General features: G+C 62.6%; 18 protein-coding genes and 1 pseudogene. 16 read left to right on the forward strand and 3 right to left on the reverse strand.

Annotation, left to right across the window (positions count from 1 at the left end):
- The 8 genes and pseudogenes from EII23_RS13400 to gap all read left to right on the forward strand — a co-directional run.
- A pseudogene (locus EII23_RS13400) lies at positions 1–524 on the forward strand (IS5 family transposase); the annotation flags it as partial.
- 270 nt (positions 525–794) lie between these two features.
- Complete coding sequence (locus EII23_RS06450) at positions 795–1,835, forward strand: rod shape-determining protein (RefSeq protein WP_124792572.1); 1,041 nt, start codon at positions 795–797, stop codon at positions 1,833–1,835.
- A 226-nt stretch (positions 1,836–2,061) separates the two neighbouring features.
- A complete protein-coding gene (mreC, locus tag EII23_RS06455) occupies positions 2,062–2,952 on the forward strand; it encodes a rod shape-determining protein MreC (RefSeq protein WP_124792573.1) in 891 nt (296 codons plus the stop codon).
- The gene (locus EII23_RS06460; RefSeq protein ID WP_124792574.1) at positions 2,949–3,419 is read left to right on the forward strand and encodes a hypothetical protein; all 471 of its coding nucleotides are present in this window, start codon (positions 2,949–2,951) and stop codon (positions 3,417–3,419) included. The genes mreC and EII23_RS06460 overlap by 4 nt, the downstream gene beginning before the upstream one ends.
- The gene (gene mrdA, locus EII23_RS06465; RefSeq protein WP_124792575.1) at positions 3,403–5,310 is read left to right on the forward strand and encodes a penicillin-binding protein 2; all 1,908 of its coding nucleotides are present in this window, start codon (positions 3,403–3,405) and stop codon (positions 5,308–5,310) included. The genes EII23_RS06460 and mrdA overlap by 17 nt, the downstream gene beginning before the upstream one ends.
- Positions 5,311–5,394: 84 nt before the next feature.
- Complete coding sequence (rodA, locus tag EII23_RS06470) at positions 5,395–6,501, forward strand: rod shape-determining protein RodA (protein ID WP_124792576.1); 1,107 nt, start codon at positions 5,395–5,397, stop codon at positions 6,499–6,501.
- Positions 6,502–6,624: 123 nt separating this feature from the next.
- Positions 6,625–7,179: a GAF domain-containing protein gene (locus EII23_RS06475; RefSeq protein ID WP_124792577.1), complete on the forward strand. Its 555-nt coding sequence runs from the start codon at positions 6,625–6,627 to the stop codon at positions 7,177–7,179.
- A gap of 56 nt (positions 7,180–7,235) precedes the next feature.
- Positions 7,236–8,252, forward strand: coding sequence for a type I glyceraldehyde-3-phosphate dehydrogenase (gap, locus tag EII23_RS06480; protein ID WP_124792578.1), 1,017 nt, complete (start codon positions 7,236–7,238; stop codon positions 8,250–8,252).
- A 176-nt stretch (positions 8,253–8,428) separates the two neighbouring features.
- Here gap and EII23_RS06485 read toward each other — a convergent pair whose 3' ends face one another.
- Together EII23_RS06485 and motA are read right to left on the reverse strand one after the other, a co-directional pair.
- Entirely contained in the window at positions 8,429–9,139 is a 711-nt protein-coding gene (locus tag EII23_RS06485; protein ID WP_124792579.1) for a flagellar motor protein MotB, read from the reverse strand.
- A 74-nt stretch (positions 9,140–9,213) separates the two neighbouring features.
- Complete coding sequence (gene motA / locus EII23_RS06490) at positions 9,214–10,062, reverse strand: flagellar motor stator protein MotA (protein WP_124792580.1); 849 nt, start codon at positions 10,060–10,062, stop codon at positions 9,214–9,216.
- Positions 10,063–10,291: 229 nt separating this feature from the next.
- On the opposite strand from motA, the gene EII23_RS06495 reads away from it, so the two are divergent.
- From EII23_RS06495 to EII23_RS06505, 3 genes are all read left to right on the forward strand, one after another.
- Positions 10,292–10,645, forward strand: a complete 354-nt coding sequence (locus tag EII23_RS06495; RefSeq protein WP_124792581.1) for a hypothetical protein — start codon at positions 10,292–10,294, stop codon at positions 10,643–10,645.
- A 151-nt stretch (positions 10,646–10,796) separates the two neighbouring features.
- Positions 10,797–12,074 carry an adenylosuccinate synthase gene (locus EII23_RS06500; protein WP_124792582.1) on the forward strand — a complete coding sequence of 426 codons (1,278 nt, stop codon included), beginning with the start codon at positions 10,797–10,799 and terminating at the stop codon, positions 12,072–12,074.
- 19 nt (positions 12,075–12,093) lie between these two features.
- The gene (locus EII23_RS06505; RefSeq protein WP_124792583.1) at positions 12,094–13,005 is read left to right on the forward strand and encodes a DNA polymerase III subunit delta'; all 912 of its coding nucleotides are present in this window, start codon (positions 12,094–12,096) and stop codon (positions 13,003–13,005) included.
- 24 nt (positions 13,006–13,029) lie between these two features.
- Here EII23_RS06505 and EII23_RS06510 read toward each other — a convergent pair whose 3' ends face one another.
- Positions 13,030–13,506, reverse strand: a complete 477-nt coding sequence (locus tag EII23_RS06510; RefSeq protein ID WP_124792584.1) for a hypothetical protein — start codon at positions 13,504–13,506, stop codon at positions 13,030–13,032.
- Positions 13,507–13,727: 221 nt separating this feature from the next.
- Between EII23_RS06510 and asnS the strand changes: the two genes are divergently transcribed.
- From asnS to EII23_RS06535, 5 genes are read left to right on the forward strand one after another with little or no spacing between them, the layout of a single operon-like run.
- Complete coding sequence (gene asnS, locus EII23_RS06515; RefSeq protein WP_124792585.1) at positions 13,728–15,086, forward strand: asparagine--tRNA ligase; 1,359 nt, start codon at positions 13,728–13,730, stop codon at positions 15,084–15,086.
- A gap of 33 nt (positions 15,087–15,119) precedes the next feature.
- A complete protein-coding gene (locus EII23_RS06520; RefSeq protein ID WP_124792586.1) occupies positions 15,120–16,163 on the forward strand; it encodes an aspartate-semialdehyde dehydrogenase in 1,044 nt (347 codons plus the stop codon).
- A gap of 48 nt (positions 16,164–16,211) precedes the next feature.
- Positions 16,212–17,189, forward strand: a complete 978-nt coding sequence (locus EII23_RS06525; protein WP_124792587.1) for an aminotransferase class IV — start codon at positions 16,212–16,214, stop codon at positions 17,187–17,189.
- Positions 17,186–18,100 (forward strand): ATP-binding protein, encoded by a 915-nt coding sequence (locus EII23_RS06530; protein ID WP_124792588.1) that lies wholly within the window; start codon positions 17,186–17,188, stop codon positions 18,098–18,100. The genes EII23_RS06525 and EII23_RS06530 overlap by 4 nt, the downstream gene beginning before the upstream one ends.
- Positions 18,101–18,115: 15 nt before the next feature.
- Positions 18,116–18,820, forward strand: coding sequence for a DapH/DapD/GlmU-related protein (locus tag EII23_RS06535; RefSeq protein ID WP_124792589.1), 705 nt, complete (start codon positions 18,116–18,118; stop codon positions 18,818–18,820).
- Positions 18,821–18,849: the final 29 nt, after the last annotated feature.

The raw sequence follows: 18,849 nt of genomic DNA on the forward strand, positions 1-18,849 counted from the left end.
CGACTTGCGGGAACGCGGCAAGCTTGATTTGCGGGAAGCCTTCATTGACGGGACATTCGCCCCGGCAAAAAAGGGGGCCGTGCCGTTGGTAAAACCAAGCGCGGCAAGGGCACCAAGATCATGGCAGTGGCAGACGCTGCTGGTTTTCCTCTCGCCCTTCACGTGGCAAGCGCGTCGCCTCATGAAGTGACCTTGGTGGAAAACACCTTGGACCGCACGTTTACCAATGAGCTTCCAGGCCGTTTGATCGGCGACAAAGCCTACGACAGCGACAAATTTGACACCAGATTGGAAGAAGCTTGGGCATTGAAATGATCGCCCCGAACCGGAAGAAAAGGGCCAAAACGCAAGATGGCCGCCCCTTGCGGCGTTACCGCCGCCGCTGGAAAGTCGAGCGGCGGTTCGCCTGGCTGCAAAACTTCCGCCGCCTTGTCGTAAGATACGAGTTTCATGCAGAAAACTTTCTGGCAATGGCGCAACTGGCGCCTGACGCAAACCCACTCAAGGTGCCCCTATCGCAACCGGGCAAGAACAGCACAACGCGCTGCCGGTTTTCTGGCCGCAACTGGCAGGGCATTTTTTGGGAGCGCCAGGCCGCTGCCCGGACGCAGACAATTTTTTGAACCATACGCCTGTTATCTTGACTTCAGGGGAGATTTGCAGAATATTTACCAATCCGTTGATACTGACGCCGCACCACCACATACCGCGCTTTTTTTCAAGAAAACCCGAAAAACGGGTTCTGTGGCCGTGCGACACGCGCCGAATACAGCACAAAGAGGCTAGCAAGACTGATGTCCAAGATTCTGGATTTTGCACTGGGGATGTTTTCCAACGATCTGGCCATTGACCTCGGCACGGCCAATATATGCGTTTATGTCAGGGGCAGGGGTATTGTCCTGCGCGAGCCTTCCGTGGTGGCTGTCAAAAAAGACCCCCGCGGCAACAACGTGGTGCTGGCGGTGGGGCACGATGCCAAGCGCATGCTGGGCAGAACGCCCGGCAACATCTGGGCCATCCGCCCCATGAAAGACGGGGTCATTGCCGATTTCGAGGTCACGGAGGTCATGCTGCGCCACTTTATCGCCAAGGCGCACAACTCCCGTCGGCTGGTGCGCCCCCGCATCATCATCTGCGTGCCCACGGGCATCACCCAGGTGGAAAAACGCGCGGTCAAGGAATCGGCGGAGTCTGCGGGCGCGCGGGAGGTGTACCTCATCGAGGAGCCCATGGCCGCAGCCATCGGAGCCAACCTGCCCATCCAGGAGCCCACCTCCAACATGGTGGTGGATATCGGCGGCGGCACTACGGAAGTGGCGGTCATCTCCCTTTCGGGCATTGTGTATTCGCGCTCGGTGCGCGTGGGCGGCGACAAGATGGACGAAGCCATCATGACCCACGTCAAACGCAAGTACAACATGCTCATCGGCGAATCTTCCGCAGAAGACATCAAGATCAAGATCGCCTCCGCCTATCCCCAGGATCCGGAACAGCAGCTGGAGGTCAAGGGGCGCGACCTTGTGACCGGCATTCCGCAGAACATCATCATCACGTCCGAAGAAGTGCGCAAGGCCATTTCCGAACAGGTGGACAGCATTGTGCAGGCCGTGCGCATTGCCCTGGAGCAGACCCCGCCCGAACTGGCTGCCGACATTGTGGACCGGGGCATTGTGCTCACCGGCGGCGGCGCGCTGCTCAAGGGCCTGGACCAGTTGCTGCGTGAAGAAACCTCCCTGCCCATCACCGTGGTGGAAGATCCCCTGTCCACGGTTGTAGCCGGTACGGGCAAGGCGCTGGACAATCTGCACATTCTCAAGGAAGTCTGCATTGACTGAAACCGGATTTCATGACGCCGCCCGCCCCGCGCCGCCCGCCCCTTCCTGCGCGGCCGCGCGGAGAGGGCGGCTTTTTTGCGCGTGCCGTCCCGCCTGCCCGGAGCGCCGGGCACAAACAGCGGGAGCGCGTTTTTCGGCAGCAACAATGTTGGCCTGATCCGGGCCGGGGGAGCGGGGCCTCCGCCGCCCACACGTACCGGCCACGAGAGGGCAGGAGCGGCCATCCGTGATATTGCGGCGTCTTCTCTTTTTTTCGGGCGGCGTGCTCATTATTTTTCTGGCCATGTATTCCTGGAACCAGCGCACGCAGATTCTGGACAACGTGGCTACCGAAGTCGGCCTGGAACTGACCGGCGCGCTGCTCATGCCCGTGCGCTCCCTGCAGAGCGCGGGCGAGGACATCTGGAACCGCTATTTCGACCTTGTGGACGTGCGCCAGGACAACGAGCGCCTGCAAAAGAAAGTGAAGGAACTGGAAGCCCTCCTGCTGGCCTCCGGTGAGGAGCGGGCCGAACTCAAGCGCCTGCGGGCGCTGCTCAAACTGCCCGTGGACGCCAGTTGGCGGCCCCTGGGGGCGCGCGTTTTGAGCGGGCGCATAGGCCCCAATGCGGTGCTGGACAGCATCACCATCAACAGGGGCTACACCACGGGCGGCCGCCCCGGCACGCCTCTGGTCACCCACATGGGCCTTGTGGGCCGCGTGCTCAAGGCCAGCGCGCACAGTTCCATTGCGCTGCTGCTGACCGACCCCGGCAGCCGCATTGCCATTTTTTCCCAGAACGAGCGCGCATCGGGCATCCTGACGGGCATGGGGGCCATGCAGGAGCTTGAAGTCAACTTCATGCAGCGCGACGTCACCCTGCGGCCCGGCGAAATTCTCATCACGTCCGGGCTGGACGGCAAATACCCCAAGGGCATCCCCGCAGCCCGCGTGGTCAGCGCCGCCCCTTCCGACTATACGCAGTTTCTGGCCGTCAGGGCCGAGCCTCTGGTGGATTTGCGCCATCTGGAAGAAGTGCTGCTGCTGGAGCCCACGGGCCTGCCCGCCTCCCCGCCTGACGATGCGCCGCCCGCGGAAATTGTGGGGCCGCCAGCCCCCCGCAGGGCGCAGCCGTGAGCCGCGTCCTGAACATCCTCTGGTGGCTGGCCTTTGTGGCCTGCGCTGTGGTGACGCAGGCCCTCGTGCCGGGGCTGGACGCTCTGGTGGCGGGGGTTGTGCTGCTCCTGCAGGAAAGGGACTACAAAAACGCCCTCTGGCTGCTGCCCCTCTTCATTCTTCTGCAAGAAGGCATGGGCACGCGCCCCTTCAGCGCGGCCTTGCTCTGGTATGCGTCTGTCCTGCTTTTTTTCCGGCTGGGGCGCTGGCTGCTGGAGGTACGCAGTTTTGCCTTTGTTCTGCTGCTTTCGCTTTTTCTGGGCGGCGGCTGCCTTGCCGTGGACTGGCTCATGGCTCCCTTGCAGAACCTGGCTTTTGATCTGGACGAAAGCGTGAACAAAAGCCTGATCCAGGCCGCATTTCTGCCCTGCGCATGGTTTGTGCTGACCCACATCCGCCCCGGAAGCCCCCATGTTCTGGAAAACTGAAAAAAAAACCCTGTCGCTTCCCGATGCCGCCGCCCTGCGCAAGGAAAACGGCTGGGGTGCGCCACAGACCGAAAGCGAGGGCTATCAGCCGCCGCGTGCGGGCGTCATTTTTTTGCAGGTCATGGTGGGCGTGCTCTTTTTCGTGCTGGTGGTGCGCTTCTGGTATCTTCAGGTGCACCGTGGCGCGGAATTTTCGCTCCAGGCGCAGAACAACCGCCTGCGCATCGAAAGGATTTTCGCTCCGCGCGGCCGCATTCTGGACGACAGGGGCAATGTGCTGGCCGACAACCGCACGGCCTACGGCCTTTCCCTGGTGCGCGAGGACTGCCACGACCTGCCCGCAACCCTCGCGCAGATCAGCTCCTGGGCGGACATTCCCCTGCCCCAGATCTGGGAAAAATTCCGGCAGGACCGCTTCAAGGTCAAACCCTTCGAGCCTCTGCTCATGATCACGGACATGGATTTTGCCCTGATGGCCCGTATCGAATCGGAAATCCATGCCTGGCCCGGACTGGAAATCGTTGTGCGCACCAAGCGCCGCTATCCCGAAAAAGATATTTTCTCCCACGTTCTGGGCTATGTGGCCGAAGCCAACGAACAGGAAATGGCTGCCGACAGCACTCTGGACATGGGCGATCTGGTGGGCAAACAGGGGCTGGAACTGGTGCTGGAAAAAAAGCTGCGGGGGCGCAAGGGCCTGTATGAGGTGGAGGTGGACGCCCATTCGCGCATTCTGGGCAAACTGCTGCGCGAGGAGCCGCGGGCCGGACACGAGGTGCGCCTCTCGCTGGACAAGAACCTCCAGCAGGCCGCCTGGGATGCCCTGAACGGCGAAGCTGGCTGCGTGGTGGTCATGGAGCCGGATACGGGAAAGCTGCGTGCCCTGGTCACATCGCCCGCCTACGACAACAATCTCTTTGCCGCTGGCATCTCCCAGCGCGACTGGGATGCCCTGCGCACCAGCACGCGCTACCCCCTCCAAAACCGCGTCATCCAGAGCGCCTATCCTCCCGGCTCGGTCTGGAAGCTGGTCATGGGCGCCATGCTGCTGGAAAACAACGTCAATCCGCGCGAGAGCACCTTCTGTGCCGGTCAGGTCACCCTAGGCAACCAGATTTTCCGTTGCTGGAAGCGCGGCGGGCACGGCAGTCAGGACATGGCCAATTCTCTGGTGCACTCCTGCGACGTTTACTATTATCTCATGGGCGAGCGCATGGGCATTGACAAAATCGCGGCCTACGCCAAGGCCTGCGGTTTCGGAAGCCCCACAGGCATCGACCTGCCGCACGAAAAATCCGGCCTGGTCCCCACCCGCGACTGGAAGCGGCGGCGCTTCGGCAAGCCCTGGGTGCGCGGCGAAACCTACAATGTTTCCATCGGGCAGGGCTATACCCTGGTCACGCCCGTGCAGATGGCGGTATTCGTTTCCGCCCTGCTCAACGGCGGCGACCTGCTCAAGCCCCAACTGGTGGACGATGCCCCGCGCGAAGTGAAGGGGCGGGTTCCGGCCAAGCCGTCCACATTCCAGTTTCTGGTCGAAGCCATGCGCAAGACCGCCACCGGAGGCACGGCCCGCGTCATCAGCCGCAAGGATGCCGACATGGGCGGCAAAACGGGCACAGCCCAGGTGGTCAAACTCAAAATGGCCGCAGGCGACCGCCGCCTGCGCAATTCCGAAATGGAATACGCCCAGCGCGACCACGCCTGGATCACCACCTGGGGGTCCAAAAACGGCAAGACCTATGTGGTGGTGGTCATGGTGGAGCACGGCGGCGGCGGTTCCAGCGTGGCCGGCCCGGTGGCCAAAAAGGTCTATGACCATCTTTTCGGAGTCGCCCCGGACGCTCCTGCCCCCGCGCCGTCCCCGGCCGGAGGGGAGCGGGCCGACTGACGCCCGAATGGCGGGACAGCGGATGCCGAGGGCGGGCCGCCTTGCCCCGCCCCGAAAGCACAGGAAAAAACGCGCGGAAAGAGCATGGACAAAAACCTTTTCAGCTACATCAACTGGAGCCTCGTGGGCTGCATGCTGCTGCTCTATTTCGTGGGTGTGGGCAACCTCTACTCCGCCAGCGGCACCAGAGTCGAATCCGGACTGGCCTTCAATCCCTTTTACCAGCGGCAGCTCGTCTGGGGACTGTGCGGCCTGATCTGCATGCTGCTGGCCATGCTTTTCGACTACCGCCGCCTGCGCAATGTGGCCTGGCCGTTTTTTCTGTTCTCCGTATTGCTGCTGCTGCTGGTTCCGCTGACGGGCAAGAGCGTTTACGGGGCCAAACGCTGGCTTTCGCTGGGCTTCATGAGTATCCAGCCTTCGGAAATGGCAAAGCTTGCGGTGCTCATCCTTGTGGCCCGCATGCTGGCGCGCGACGGCCGCCCCCTGGGCTGGAAGGACTTCGGGGCCATTCTGCTCACTGTTCTTGTGCCCTGCGGCCTGATCATCACCCAGCCGGATCTGGGCACCACCATGCTGATTCTGCTCATGCTGGCGGGCATGATCCTCTTTCACGGCATCAGGGGCTATGTGTTCAAAACCTGCCTGCTGGCCGTCCCCCTGGCGGGGGCATTCATGTGGTTTGTGGGCATGCACGGCTACCAGCGCCAGCGCATCCTGACGTTTCTTGACCCCGGCAACGATCCGCGCGGCTCCGGCTACCACATCATCCAGTCCCGCATTGCCATCGGCTCGGGCGAGATATGGGGCAAGGGTTTTCGCGAGGGAACCCAGAGCCAGTTGAGCTTTCTGCCCGAACGCCATTCGGACTTCGCCCTGGCTGTTTTCGGCGAAGAATGGGGCTTTGTGGGCTGCGTGGCTCTGGTCACCCTGTTCTGCCTCTTTCTGCTTTCCATCTTTTCCAGCGCGGTACAATCCAAGGACCGTTTTGGCAGCATGCTGGTGGTGGGCGTCTTCTTTTACTTTTTCTGGCAGATTCTGATCAACATGGGCATGGTGATCGGCATCATGCCGGTAGTGGGCATTCCCCTGCCCTTCATCAGCTACGGCGGCAGCGCCACTGTGGTCAACTTCGCCCTGCTGGGCATTGTGCTCAACGTGAGCATGCGGCGCTTCATGTTCAAGAGGTGAGGCCAGGGGCGCATTGCCTGATTGGGAAAAATAGCGCATACTCAACGCAGCACCATACCCAAAAGCGGAAGGCCGCACCGCGCCTTTGCCGGACGGCGGCGCTGCCCGCACAAGGAGGCATTCATGGCCCAGGATTATTTTCGCGCCCTGAGGGACGTGGCTCTGGTCGTCAACTCCAGCCTGGAGCTCAAGGACGTTCTGCACAAAATCACCGAACAGACCGCAGCCACCATGGGCTGCAAGGCCAGCACCATCCGCCTGCTGGACAGCACCGGCCGCTTCCTGCTGCCCAGCGCGGCCTTTGGCCTTTCCGCCACCTATATGCGCAAGGGGCCTGTGGAGGTAAAGCGCAGCGGCATGGACAGCGAAGTGCTTTCCGGCAAGACCATCCACCTCAAGGACGCAGCGGCTGACGGGCGCTTCCAGTATCCGGATTCGGCCAAGGCCGAAGGCCTTGTTTCCGTTCTTTCCGCTCCGCTCACGGCCGGGGGCAAGGTCATCGGGCTGATCCGCGTGTATTCCGCCACGGAGCGCGAATTTTCCGCCGATGAAGAAACCTTCATGCAGGCCGCGGCCGCGGTTTCGGCCCTGGCCATTGAAAACGCCCGCCTGCACGAGGCATTGCGCAACAATTACGAGCTGCTGGCCAAGCACGCCTACTCTGTGTACGAGGACTGAAAAACTCCCCCTTTTCGGCGGAAAACATCTTTCACGAGCACAAACAAGGACAACACATGAACAAGATCAGGATCGGCATCAACGGCTTTGGCCGCATCGGCAGGCAGGTTTTCCGGGCGCTGCACCAGAGCTACCGTGACCGCGTGGAGGTTGTGGCCATCAACGACCTTTTTGACGCGGAGACCAATTTTCATCTTCTCGAATACGATTCCGTCTACGGACGCGCCCACCTGAACGCCCGCATCGACGGGCAGGAAGTGAGCGTGGACGACTGGAAAGTCCACTGCTTTGCCGAGCGCGACCCCAAGCAGCTCGCCTGGGGCGCGCACGGCGTGGACATTGTGGTGGAAAGCACGGGCATCTTCCGCAGCGCCGCGCAGACAGCCGTGCATCTGGAAAACGGCGCCAAAAAGGTCATCATTACCGCGCCCGCCAAAGAAGAAGACATCACCATCGTCATGGGCGTCAACCACGCGCAGTATGACCCCGCCAAGCACCACATCGTGTCCAACGCCTCCTGCACCACCAACTGCCTGGCTCCGGTGGCCCTGGTCCTGCAACGCAATTTCGGCATCCAGATCGGCAACATGACCACCATCCACGCCTACACCAACGACCAGCGCATTCTGGACATGGCCCACAAGGACCCGCGCCGCGCGCGCGCCGCGGCCTGCAATATCATCCCCACCTCCACCGGCGCGGCCCAGGCCGTGGCCAAGGTCATTCCCGAACTCAAGGGCAAGTTCTCGGGCTATTCGCTGCGCGTGCCCACGCCCACCGTGTCTGTGGTGGATTTCAGCGGCATTCTGGAAAAGAAAACCGACACCGAAACCCTGCTGGCCCACCTCAGGGAAGCCTCGGAAACCTACCTCAAGGGCGTGCTGGACTATAACGACAAGCCGCTGGTTTCCATGGACTTCAAGGGCAATCCCGCCTCCTCCATTCTGGAAGCCCCCTACACCTCGGTGCAGGACGGCCAGATGGTCAAGGTGGTGGCCTGGTACGACAACGAATGGGGCTATTCCAACCGGGTCTGCGACCTGGCCTGCCTCATGGGAGAAAAAGGACTGTAGGCCCGAAGGCAACCCGCCACGCGCGGCGCAAGCAGCATGACCGGAGCGGGCGGCAGCAATCCGGCTGCGCCGCATTTTCAAACCCTGCCGCAGAGCACAAAAGCCGCCCGTGCGTACCACACGGGCGGCTTTTTTTGCGCCAAAACAATTTCCGCTTCAGCTCTCTGGCGGGGCGCTCAATACACCACGCTGTACGACATGACCTCCGGCCGGTGGAAGAAAAATTCCACGCGGCGGTTCAGAGTCCTGCTCTGCTCGTCAATGCCGGGCTTGAGCGGGCGGGTATCGCCATAGCTCACGGCGCGCATGCGCGTGGGCTTGATGCCGTGCGTGGCAAGATAATTGACCATGGCCGAGGCGCGCGCGCCCGAAAGCTCCCAGGCCGAGGCATAGGGGGGGGCTGCTTCGGTGGAGTCGGCGTGGCCGCGCACCACAAGGTACAGATTGTATTCGTTCATGAGGTTGAGCACCGAGGCGAGCACCTTGGCGCCCCCGGGCTGCAGTTCCACGCTGCCGGGCGCAAACATGACGTCGGAATTGACGCGCAACTGCACGCCCACGTCATCGGCGCTGATGCCCGAAGCGCTCTGGGGCACGGCATCGGCCATAAGCATTTGCCGGGTTTTCTGCGCAATGGCGTAGTGGGACTGCTCCACCTCGCTGATCTTTATGTCGCGGGCGTCGATTTTGTCCGTATTCTGGATAAAGGGATTGTTGGAAACCGGAGAACTGGAACTGGAGTCGAAATTGCGCTCCCCGCTGAAGTACGCGGCAAGCCCTGCCTTGGTGTCCGGCGGAACCATGCTGAGCACCCAGAGCAGGAGAAAAAACGCCATCATGGCCGTCACAAAGTCGGCATAGGCCACTTTCCACGCGCCGCCGCCCATAGGCAGACTCCTTGTGCTGTCTTGCTGTTTTTGCGGCGCGGGCGGAGCGCGCCTGCCGCTCCGCCGCCGTCAGGCTAGCCGCTCTTGAGCTTTTCTTCCATTTCCGCAAAAGCGGGACGGAAAGGATAGGGTATGGCCCTGCGCCCGTATTCCACGGCAATGAGGGGCGTGGAGCCGCGAATGGCGGCGGCCACGGCCTCCTTGATGCAGTTGTAGAAAAAATGCTCCTCGGCCATGTAGTTTTCCAGCTTGGCCCCCATGGGGCCGAACAGGCCGTAGCAGGTCAGAATGCCGAAAAACGTGCCCACCAGAGCCGCGCCGATGTAGTGCCCCAGAACTTCCGGCGGCTCGTTGATCTTGCCCATGGCCAGCACCACGCCCAGAACGCAGGCCACGATGCCCATGCCGGGCAGGGACTCCGCCATGTGGGTCACGGCGTGCGCGGGCAGAATGCCTTCTTCGTGCATGGTATGGATGTCCACATCCATCAGGCTGTCAATGTCCGCCGGGTCGCCGGTGGTCAGATACACGCGCAGGGTGTCGCCAATAAAATTGACGAGCTGCGTGTCTTTGGAAATATTGGGATATTTGCTGAAAATGGGGCTGGATTCGGGTTTTTCCACATCGCTTTCAATGCTGATGACGCCCTCGCGGTGCATCTTGGAAAAAAGCCCGTACAGCAGGGCAAGGGCTTCCAGATAGCGGCTCTTGCTGGAGCCGGGGTCAGCGGCCAGATGCTTGAGGCTCTTGATGACCAGACCAAAGGTATATTTTGTCTGCGAGGCAAAGAACGCGCCCATAGCGCAGCCGAGAATGATGATGAATTCGGCAGGCTGAAAAAGGACGGCCCATTCTCCGTGGGCCATGGTGTAGCCAACAAAGATCGAAACCGCAACGATAACCAGACCGATAATTAAGTACATAATTCCGCCGTGCTGTCTTGATCCGGATGGGCGTGGGGCGGCGCGATCCTCCGGTCGCCGCCGGGCCGCAAAACCTTCTGTACTGCTGAACGGTTTGTGCGGAAAAATCTTTATAGCACAGTTGCATGCCTGTTGTACACCCGGCGCGGGCACGGTTTCCGGTCAGGCAGGGCCGCCGCGCGCGTTGACGAAACATTTCCGGCAACATAGAGTGCTTTCAGGAGGACGTATGGAAAAGCTGCTCGTCCGTCTGGCCCGGCAACTGGACGCCATTGACGAGGCCTCGCTCATGGCGCTGTGGAGCAGGTACGCCACTGCCGCCAGCCGCTTTGAACCCACGCAACGCTGGGAAGAGGCGGCGCTGGTTTTTTCGCTGATCCAGGCCAAACGCTGGAAAAACCAGCTTTTCAACTACCACTGGTCGCGCCAGACCAGGGGTGATGCCGCTTTGTCCTCTCCCCAGGCCAATCCCATGCCGGATTTCACTCTGGATTCTCCTGCGGAGGCAACGCCCGCCGCGCGTTGCCGCGTGCTGGAATTCAGGCCCGCCAAGACCGAAGTTTCCCCGGAAAAACAGCCGTAGGCTTGCGGCCCATTTTTCCTCCGGCAGGATTCTGCACGGGCACATGCCTTGTGCCCGGAAGGCATACAGGCTATACGAAAAATTCCGCGCATCCCGGATTGCGGACGCGCTCCAACCCAACGCGCCAAAAGGCGTTCAGGCAGGTGACAACATGGCGAACACCGTTATCATCGGCGCCCAGTGGGGCGATGAGGGCAAGGGCAAGATTGTGGACATGCTCAGCGCCCAAAGCCGCGTCATCGTCCGTTTTCAGGGGGGCAACAACGCCGGGCACACCATCAGGGTGCAGGACAGGGAAACCATCCTCCATCTCATCCCTTCGGGCATTCTGCACGAGGGCACGGTCTGCCTTGTGGGCAACGGGGTTGTTCTTGATCCCCATGTTTTTCTGGAAGAAGTGGACAACCTGTCCGCAAAGAATATCGACGTGAGCCCCGCCCGCCTGGGCATCAGCAAAAAGGCCCACCTCATCCTGCCCTACCACAAGAGCCTGGACAAGGCCCGCGAGGCCAAGCGCGCCGGGCAGAAAATCGGCACCACAGGCAGGGGCATCGGCCCGTGCTATGAAGACAAGGCCGCCCGTGTGGGCCTGCGCGCCGGTGACCTGACCCGCCCGGATCTGGTGCGCGCCAAGATCACCCATGCCCTGCTGGAAAAAAATGTCCTGCTGCGGGATCTGTACAAATTCGAGCCGCTGGACCCCGCCGCCGTCAGCGAGGAACTGCTGGCGCTGGCGCCGCGCCTCACGCCGTATCTCACCGATGTGGAAGAACATATCGCACAGGCCCGCCGCAACGGCGACAACGTGCTTTTTGAAGGCGCGCAGGGCGTCCATCTGGACATTGACCACGGCACCTACCCCTTTGTGACCTCGTCCAATACCGTGGCGGGCAACGCGGCAGCGGGCAGCGGCGTCGGCCCCGGCGCGCTGGAGCGCGTTGTGGGCATTGCCAAGGCCTACACCACCCGTGTGGGGGCCGGACCTTTTCCCACCGAGTTGCTGGACGACACGGGCAGCTATCTGCGCACCCAGGGGCACGAGTTCGGCGCCACCACCGGCCGCCCCCGGCGCTGCGGCTGGCTGGATGCGGTGGTGCTGCGCGAAAGCGTGCGCCTCAACAACCTCACCGACCTTGCCCTGACCAAGCTGGACGTGCTCCAGAACCTGCCCGCCCTGCACATCTGCGTTGCCTACGAATACGAGGGGCAGAGGTTCAGCCACATGCCGCAGGAAGAAGGCCTGCTGGAAAAAGTCACGCCCATCTACGAAGAAATGCCCGGCTTTGAAGAAGACATCAGCCAGTGCTCCACCCATGACGCCCTGCCGGGCGCGGCCCGCGCCTACATCAGCCGCGTCGAGGAGCTGACCGGAGTGCGGGTGTCCATTGTTTCCGTGGGCGCTGACCGGCAGCAGACCATCGTGCGCTGAGCACCTGCCGGACGTGCCCGTGGACGCGCTGCTGCCCGCCATTTCTTCCCCGGCCTTTGAGCACGTCCAGCGCGCGCTCGACCTTTTGGGCAACTCTCCCCCGCAAACCCTGCTGCTGGAAGGCGGCACAGAACTGCAACGCCAAGACGCCGCCCGGTACTGGGCGGCGCGCCTCAACTGCCCGCAGGCCCCCGCAGCCGGAGCGCCCTGCCTTGCCTGCCCCGCATGCGCGCAGATTGCCGCCGGGGAGCACCTGAACCTGGCGGCCTACGACGGGCGCATCAGCAACCGGGAGGACGAAGCCTCCCCCGGCCTTGTGCGCGCCCTGACGACAGACAATGTCCGGGAACTCAAAAAGACCCTGCGGGACAAAACCCGTGACCAGGGGCAGAGGGTTGTTCTGCTCTCCGGCCTTGAGCACGCCCTGCGCGGCAGCGCCGCCAACGCCCTGCTCAAGGCTCTGGAAGAACCCTCGCCCTTCTCTTCCTTTGTGCTTTTGGCCGTGCAGCGGGAGCAGATATTGCCCACGCTGGTTTCCCGCTCCTTCTGCCTGACCCTGCCCTGGCCCGACAGCAGAGACATCCCGCCGGACATGCAGCCCTGGCTTGACGCTCTGGCGCGCTTTCTGCGCAACGAAAAAAGCGAAGACGCGTCTTTTCTGGAGCGCACAGCGGCCAAGGGCGCGCTGGATCAGACCAGCGCGCTGGCCCTGCTGCTCTGCTGCCAGAAAACCCTTGCTCCGGTGCTGGCCGGGGAGCAGGCGGCGTCCCCTCTGGCGGGCATTTTTGCGCGCATGGACGCGGAAAAAAGCAGCATTTTCAGCCGCTGGCTCTTTGAGGCCCAGCAGTCCCTGACGGCCGGGGTCACCCCTGCGCGTGTGGTGGAGGCTCTGGCCATGCGGCTTTTTGTCCTCCTGCGCAAAAAAAACTGAACCGTGCGGGCTGCCGCGCGCTTTTTACTTCCACAAGCTGCTGTATTTGGTGGCAATGCCGTCGGTGCGCTCCACCAGCCTGTCCACCAGAGAATCCGCGTCTTCCGCGCTCATGACGCCCAGATCACGGGCCAGCAGATAGCCAAGATAACCCTTGCCCTGCTTGAAAACCCAGCATACGGAATACACCGACCCCAGCGAGGGCCGCCCCGGAAATTCCGCCTGGGTGCTGAGCAGAAGGTAGAGCTTGGGGATGTCTTTTTCTTCATCGTCATTGAGTGTGAACAGGCTGCTCTGGTTGAAACGCTCCTTGAGCCGCGTTCCCAGGCGCGCGCCCAGGCTGTCCGTCCCTTCCAGCGTGACGCTGACCACAGTGACGCGGTCCGGGCCTTTCCCCGGCGCATCGGGCACGGGTTTTCCGGCCTGGGGGGTGGCGGCCTGGGCAGCGACGGCGCAGGCCAGCGCGCAGAGCAGAGCAAGAGCGCCGAACAATTTTTTCATGAGAATATCCTTTGGGCTGGCATGGCAAAAATTTTCGCGGGCGCGGGCCTTTGGCCCGCAACCGCAGGCCGAGTCTATACAATCTCCGGCATAAAGGCAAAGAAGGCCCAACGCGGGATCTGCCGCTTCCGGGGAGCGCCCCGGCGCAGTGCTGCCGTTTGTCTTGAGCCCCGGAGCCGAACAGGATACAGTGCGCAAAAATTTCGCACGGGAGCCCCCTCATGCAACGAACCCTGATCATTGACGCCCTCGGCGCGCAGGAACCCTGCCCCCGGATCACCCTGTGCGGCTGGATACGCACCCGCCGCGACGCCAGGGATTTTTCCTTTGTGGAAATCAACGACGGCTCCTGCCTGACCAATATGCAGTGCATTGTGGACGCGGGCACTCCCGCGCACGGGGCACTGGGCGACTGCGGCACGGGCGCGGCCATCGCCGTTGCCGGAGAATTGGTGGCCTCGCCGGGCAAGGGGCAGCAATGGGAAGTGCGCGCCGCGGAAATCACGGTTTTCGGCCTGGCGGACCCCGAAACCTTTCCCCTGCAGAAAAAGCGCCATTCGGACGAATTTCTGCGCACCATCGCCCACCTGCGCCCCCGTACCAACAAATACGGCGCGGCCTTTCGCATCCGCTCCGAAGCCGGAGCCGCCATACACGAGTTTTTTCGCGGCCGCCGCTTCGCCTGGGTGCACACTCCTGTGCTCACCGGCGCGGACTGTGAGGGCGCGGGCGAGATGTTTCACGTCACCAGCCTGAAGCCGGGCGTCACCAACACGGACTTTTTTGACCGTCCCTGCCACCTGACGGTATCCGGGCAGCTGGAGGCCGAAGCGCTGGCCTTGGGCCTGGGGCGCGTCTACACCTTCGGGCCGACGTTCCGGGCCGAAAATTCCAACACGCCGCGCCACGCCGCGGAATTCTGGATGGTCGAGCCGGAAATGGCCTTTGCCGATCTTGAGGACCTCATGGAACTGGGTGAAAGCCTGACCCGCCATGTGGCGGAGCATGTGCTTGCCCGTTGCGAGGCAGACCTCAAGCTCTTTGACAGCTTTGTGGACAAGGGCCTGCTAGAACGCCTGAAGAACATCGCCGCAACGCCCTTTGCCCGCATTTCCTATACGGAAGCCATTGACATTCTGCAAAAAAGCGGACGGGCGTTCACTTTTCCGGCGGTTTTCGGCACAGACCTGCAAACCGAGCACGAACGCCATCTGGCCGAAGAGCATTGCAAAAAGCCCGTGATCGTGTACGACTATCCCAAGGAAATCAAGGCCTTCTACATGCGCCAGAACGACGACGGCAAAACCGTCGCCGCCATGGACATTCTGGTGCCGCGTATCGGCGAGCTTGTCGGAGGTTCCCAGCGCGAGGAAAGATTGTCCGTTCTGGAAAGCCGCATCCGCGAACTGGGCCAGAGGGCCGAAGACTACTGGTGGTATCTTGACCTGCGCCGCTTCGGCAGCGTGCCCCACGCCGGTTTTGGCCTGGGTTTCGAGCGTCTTCTGATGCTGCTGACCGGCATCACCAATATCCGCGATGTGATCCCCTTTCCCCGGACGCCGGGCACACTGGAATTTTAGGCCCGGCCCGCCGGAGCCGCCAAGGAGAAAAAAATGGGCAAAAAACTGACTGTTGCCGTTGTCGGGGCCACGGGCGCCGTGGGCCGCGAGATGCTCAAGACCCTGCATGCCAGAAACTTTCCCGCCACGGAAGTCCGCGCCTTTGCCTCCGCCCGCTCTGCAGGAGAGCGCGTTCCCTATGGAGATGCGGAACTGACGGTGCGGGAACTGAAAGAAGACGTCTTTGCGGATATTGATCTGGCGATTTTTTCCGCCGGCGGCGCCACCTCGCAAAAATTCGCCCCCCATGCGGCCCGCGCGGGCTGCGTGGTGGTGGACAATTCCGCCGCCTGGCGCATGGACGAGCGCTGCCCCCTGGTGGTGCCCGAAGTCAATCCCCAGGCTCTTGAGGCGCACAACGGCATCATTGCCAATCCCAACTGCTCCACCATCCAGATGGTGGTCGCCCTGAAGCCCCTGCACGACGCGGCCACGGTCAAGCGCGTGGTCGTGTCCACCTATCAGGCGGTTTCCGGCACAGGGCAGAAAGGCATGGAAGAACTGGAGCGCCAGGTGCGCGACCTCTTCAACGGGCGCGAGCCGGAAAACACGACCTACCCCTACCGCATCGCCTTCAACGTGCTGCCGCATATCGATGTTTTTCTGGAAAACGACTATACCAAGGAAGAAATGAAGATGGTTCACGAAACCGTGAAAATCTTCAACGATCCCGCTATCCGGGTCACAGCCACCTGTGTGCGGGTTCCCGTGTTCTACGGCCATGCCGAATCGGTGAACATCGAAACGGAAAAGAAGCTCCCTGCGGCCCAGGCCCGCGCCATCCTCGCGCAGGCGCCCGGCGTGCGCGTTTTTGACAACCCGCGCGAGCTCATCTACCCCATGCCCTACCACTGCGCGGGCGAGGACGAAACCTATGTGGGCCGCATCCGCGAGGACGAAAGCATCCCCAACGGGCTGAACCTCTGGATCGTGGCCGACAACGTGCGCAAGGGCGCGGCCCTCAACGCCGTGCAGATCGCGGAAGAAATGCTCGGGCGCGATCTTCTGCGCGTGCGGGACAAGAGCGTCTTTCTGTAAAATGTTTCGGCGGCGCAGCCGAAAAAAACGGAAAAAACAGGAACAGCCATGGCGCAGATTGCCGATTCCGCCACCTACATGCAGGCCCTGCTGGCCGCTCCCCGGCCGGGCGCGGAAAAGGTGCTGGCCTTCTATGACCACCGCGTCGGCCATATCTGTACCGATGCGCGCCTTTTGCTGCTGCCTCTGGACGACCATATCTGCCACCGTGGCGACGGCCTGTTTGAAAGCATCTTCTTTCGCGACAACACGCTGTTTGCCCTGGACGAGCATCTGGCCCGCCTCAAGAGCGGCGCAGAGGCCCTGTCTCTTGCGCCGCCGTGCTCCTGGGATGATGTGCGCAGCCGTGTTCTGGACGTGGCGCGCGCATCGGGCCAGGATCACGGAGATTTGCGCATCTTCCTGAGCCGCGGCCCCGGAGGTTTCGGCATTTCTCCGGCAGAATGCCCCGCCGCCGGTCTCTATATCGTGGCTCTCAGGCAATCCCTGCCCAACGAAAGCCTGTATGCCAGGGGCGTTACGGCTTTCTCCAGTTCCATCCCCCCCAAGCAGGGCTATCTGGCCCGCATCAAGAGCACCAACTACCTGCCCAATGTTTTCATGGCCATGGAGGCCCGCCGCAAGGGGCTGGATGTGGCCGTGACCTTTGACGACCAGGGTTTCATGGGCGAGGCGGCCATTGCCAACGTGGGCCTGGTGGACAGCGCCGGGCGGCTGGTCTGCCCCGAGCAGGACCGCATCCTGGCCGGGACAACCCTGCTTGCCGCCCTGCGGCTGGCGGCAGGGCGCATGCCCGTTGTCCGGATGCCCATTCCCCGCGAGGCCATTGCCACGGCCCGCGAGATGCTGCTTTTCACCAGCGCAACCCTCTGCGTGGCCATAACCTCTTTTGACGGCAGCCCCATAGGCTCGCCCCCCGGCACGCCCGGCCCCGTGGCCCTCTGGCTCAAGGACGCGCTGCTGGAAGACATGCTGCGGACAGGCGCGCCCATCGCCCCGCCCTGCGCCAAGGAAAACGTGCGATGAAGTGCAAGATCTGCAAGGCGGAGGCCGTTGTTGCCCTGCGCAGCCACAATGCCGCCTTCTGCCCCGAATGCTACAAGGATTTTTTTGCCCGGCAGGTACAGCGCGGCATTGAAAGCCGGAAGCTTTTCACCCGCAACGAGCGGATACTGGTGGCCCTTTCCGGCGGCAAGGATTCTCTGGCTCTCATGCTGGAACTGTCCCGCCAGGGCTATGATGTCACGGGTCTGCACATTGATCTGGGCATTCCCGGCTCTTCGGCCGCGGCGCGGGCCGGTGTGGAACGCTTTTGCGCCAAGCACGGCCTTGCGCTCATGGTCAGGGAAATGAGCGCCGAGGGCCTGCCCATTCCGCAGGTCAAGGCGCGGCTGCACCGCCCCGTCTGCTCCGCCTGCGGCAAGATCAAGCGCCACTATTTCAACAAGGTCGCTCTGGACGAAGGCTTTGACGCGCTGGCCACGGGGCACAATCTGGACGATGAAACGGCCCGCCTGTTCAGCAATACCCTGCGCTGGGACACAGCCTATCTCTCCGATCAGGGGCCGCGCCTGGACAGCGAACAGGGTTTTGTGCGCAAGGTCAAACCACTGTGGCGTCTCAGCGAATTTGAAACCGCCAACTACGCCTTTCTCATGGGCATTGACGTGCACACCGCGCCCTGCCCCTACAGCCCCGGCGCGAGCTTTACGGCCCTCAAGGGCCTGCTGCAAAGGCTCGAAGCCGCCATGCCGGGGCGCAAGCTGGATTTTTATCAGGGTTTTCTCGCGCGCGGGCGGCCCGTTTTCGCACGCCGGGAAGCCGAGGAAGGCGTATGTCTTGCGCCCTGCACTGCCTGCGGCTACCCCACGTCCTCCGGCGATCTCTGCGGCGTGTGCCGCATTCGCGAGGCCCTGCGCGACACTGCCTCCGCATGACACAGGAGCGGAATCATGGAGTTTTTGCGCAAGGCCCTTCAACGGGGGCTGACACCCGCCAATATCGCAAGCTATGTCAGCCTGCAAGGCATGCGTTTGTGGGGTGTGTTCTGGGGTACGCTGCGGCTGCGCCTCAAGGCCGGGCTGCTGGGCGTGGGCACAGGCCCCGGCGTCACTGCCCACGGGCCTGTGGGGCTGCTGCGCTGGCCGGGCAGCCACATCCATATCGGCGCGGGCACAAGCCTCATCTCCTCCTGGCGTCGGGCCACAGCCGCCGCGCTGGCCGCGCCCGTGCGCCTGCGCACCTTCGGGCCGGGCGCGCGCATCGAAATCGGCGAGGGCTGCCAGTTGAGCGGCACATCCATCACCGCCCGCTCACAGCGGATACGCCTTGGGCGGCAGGTGCTTGTTGCGCCCAACTGCATCATTGTGGATTCGGATTTTCACGCGCCCTGGCCGCCGGAAGACCGCGCCACAGCCCCCGGCACAGAGCACGACAAACCGGTGGACATCGGCGACCATGCCTGGATCGGCCTGAACAGCATTGTGCTCAAGGGCGTGACCATTGGTCAGGGGGCCATCATCGGCGCGGGCAGCGTGGTCACGCGGGATGTTCCGCCCTTCTGCCTGGCCGCGGGCGCGCCCGCGCGCGTGCTGCGCGACCTGTCGCCGCAGGAAAGAACGGAGCACAACGCAGCCGGGCAACGCATGCCTGCGTGAGCGCGCTTGCGCAGGCGGCAGGCAGATTT

The organism is Desulfovibrio sp. OH1186_COT-070, assembly GCF_003860215.1.
Taxonomy (GTDB): domain Bacteria; phylum Desulfobacterota; class Desulfovibrionia; order Desulfovibrionales; family Desulfovibrionaceae; genus Desulfovibrio.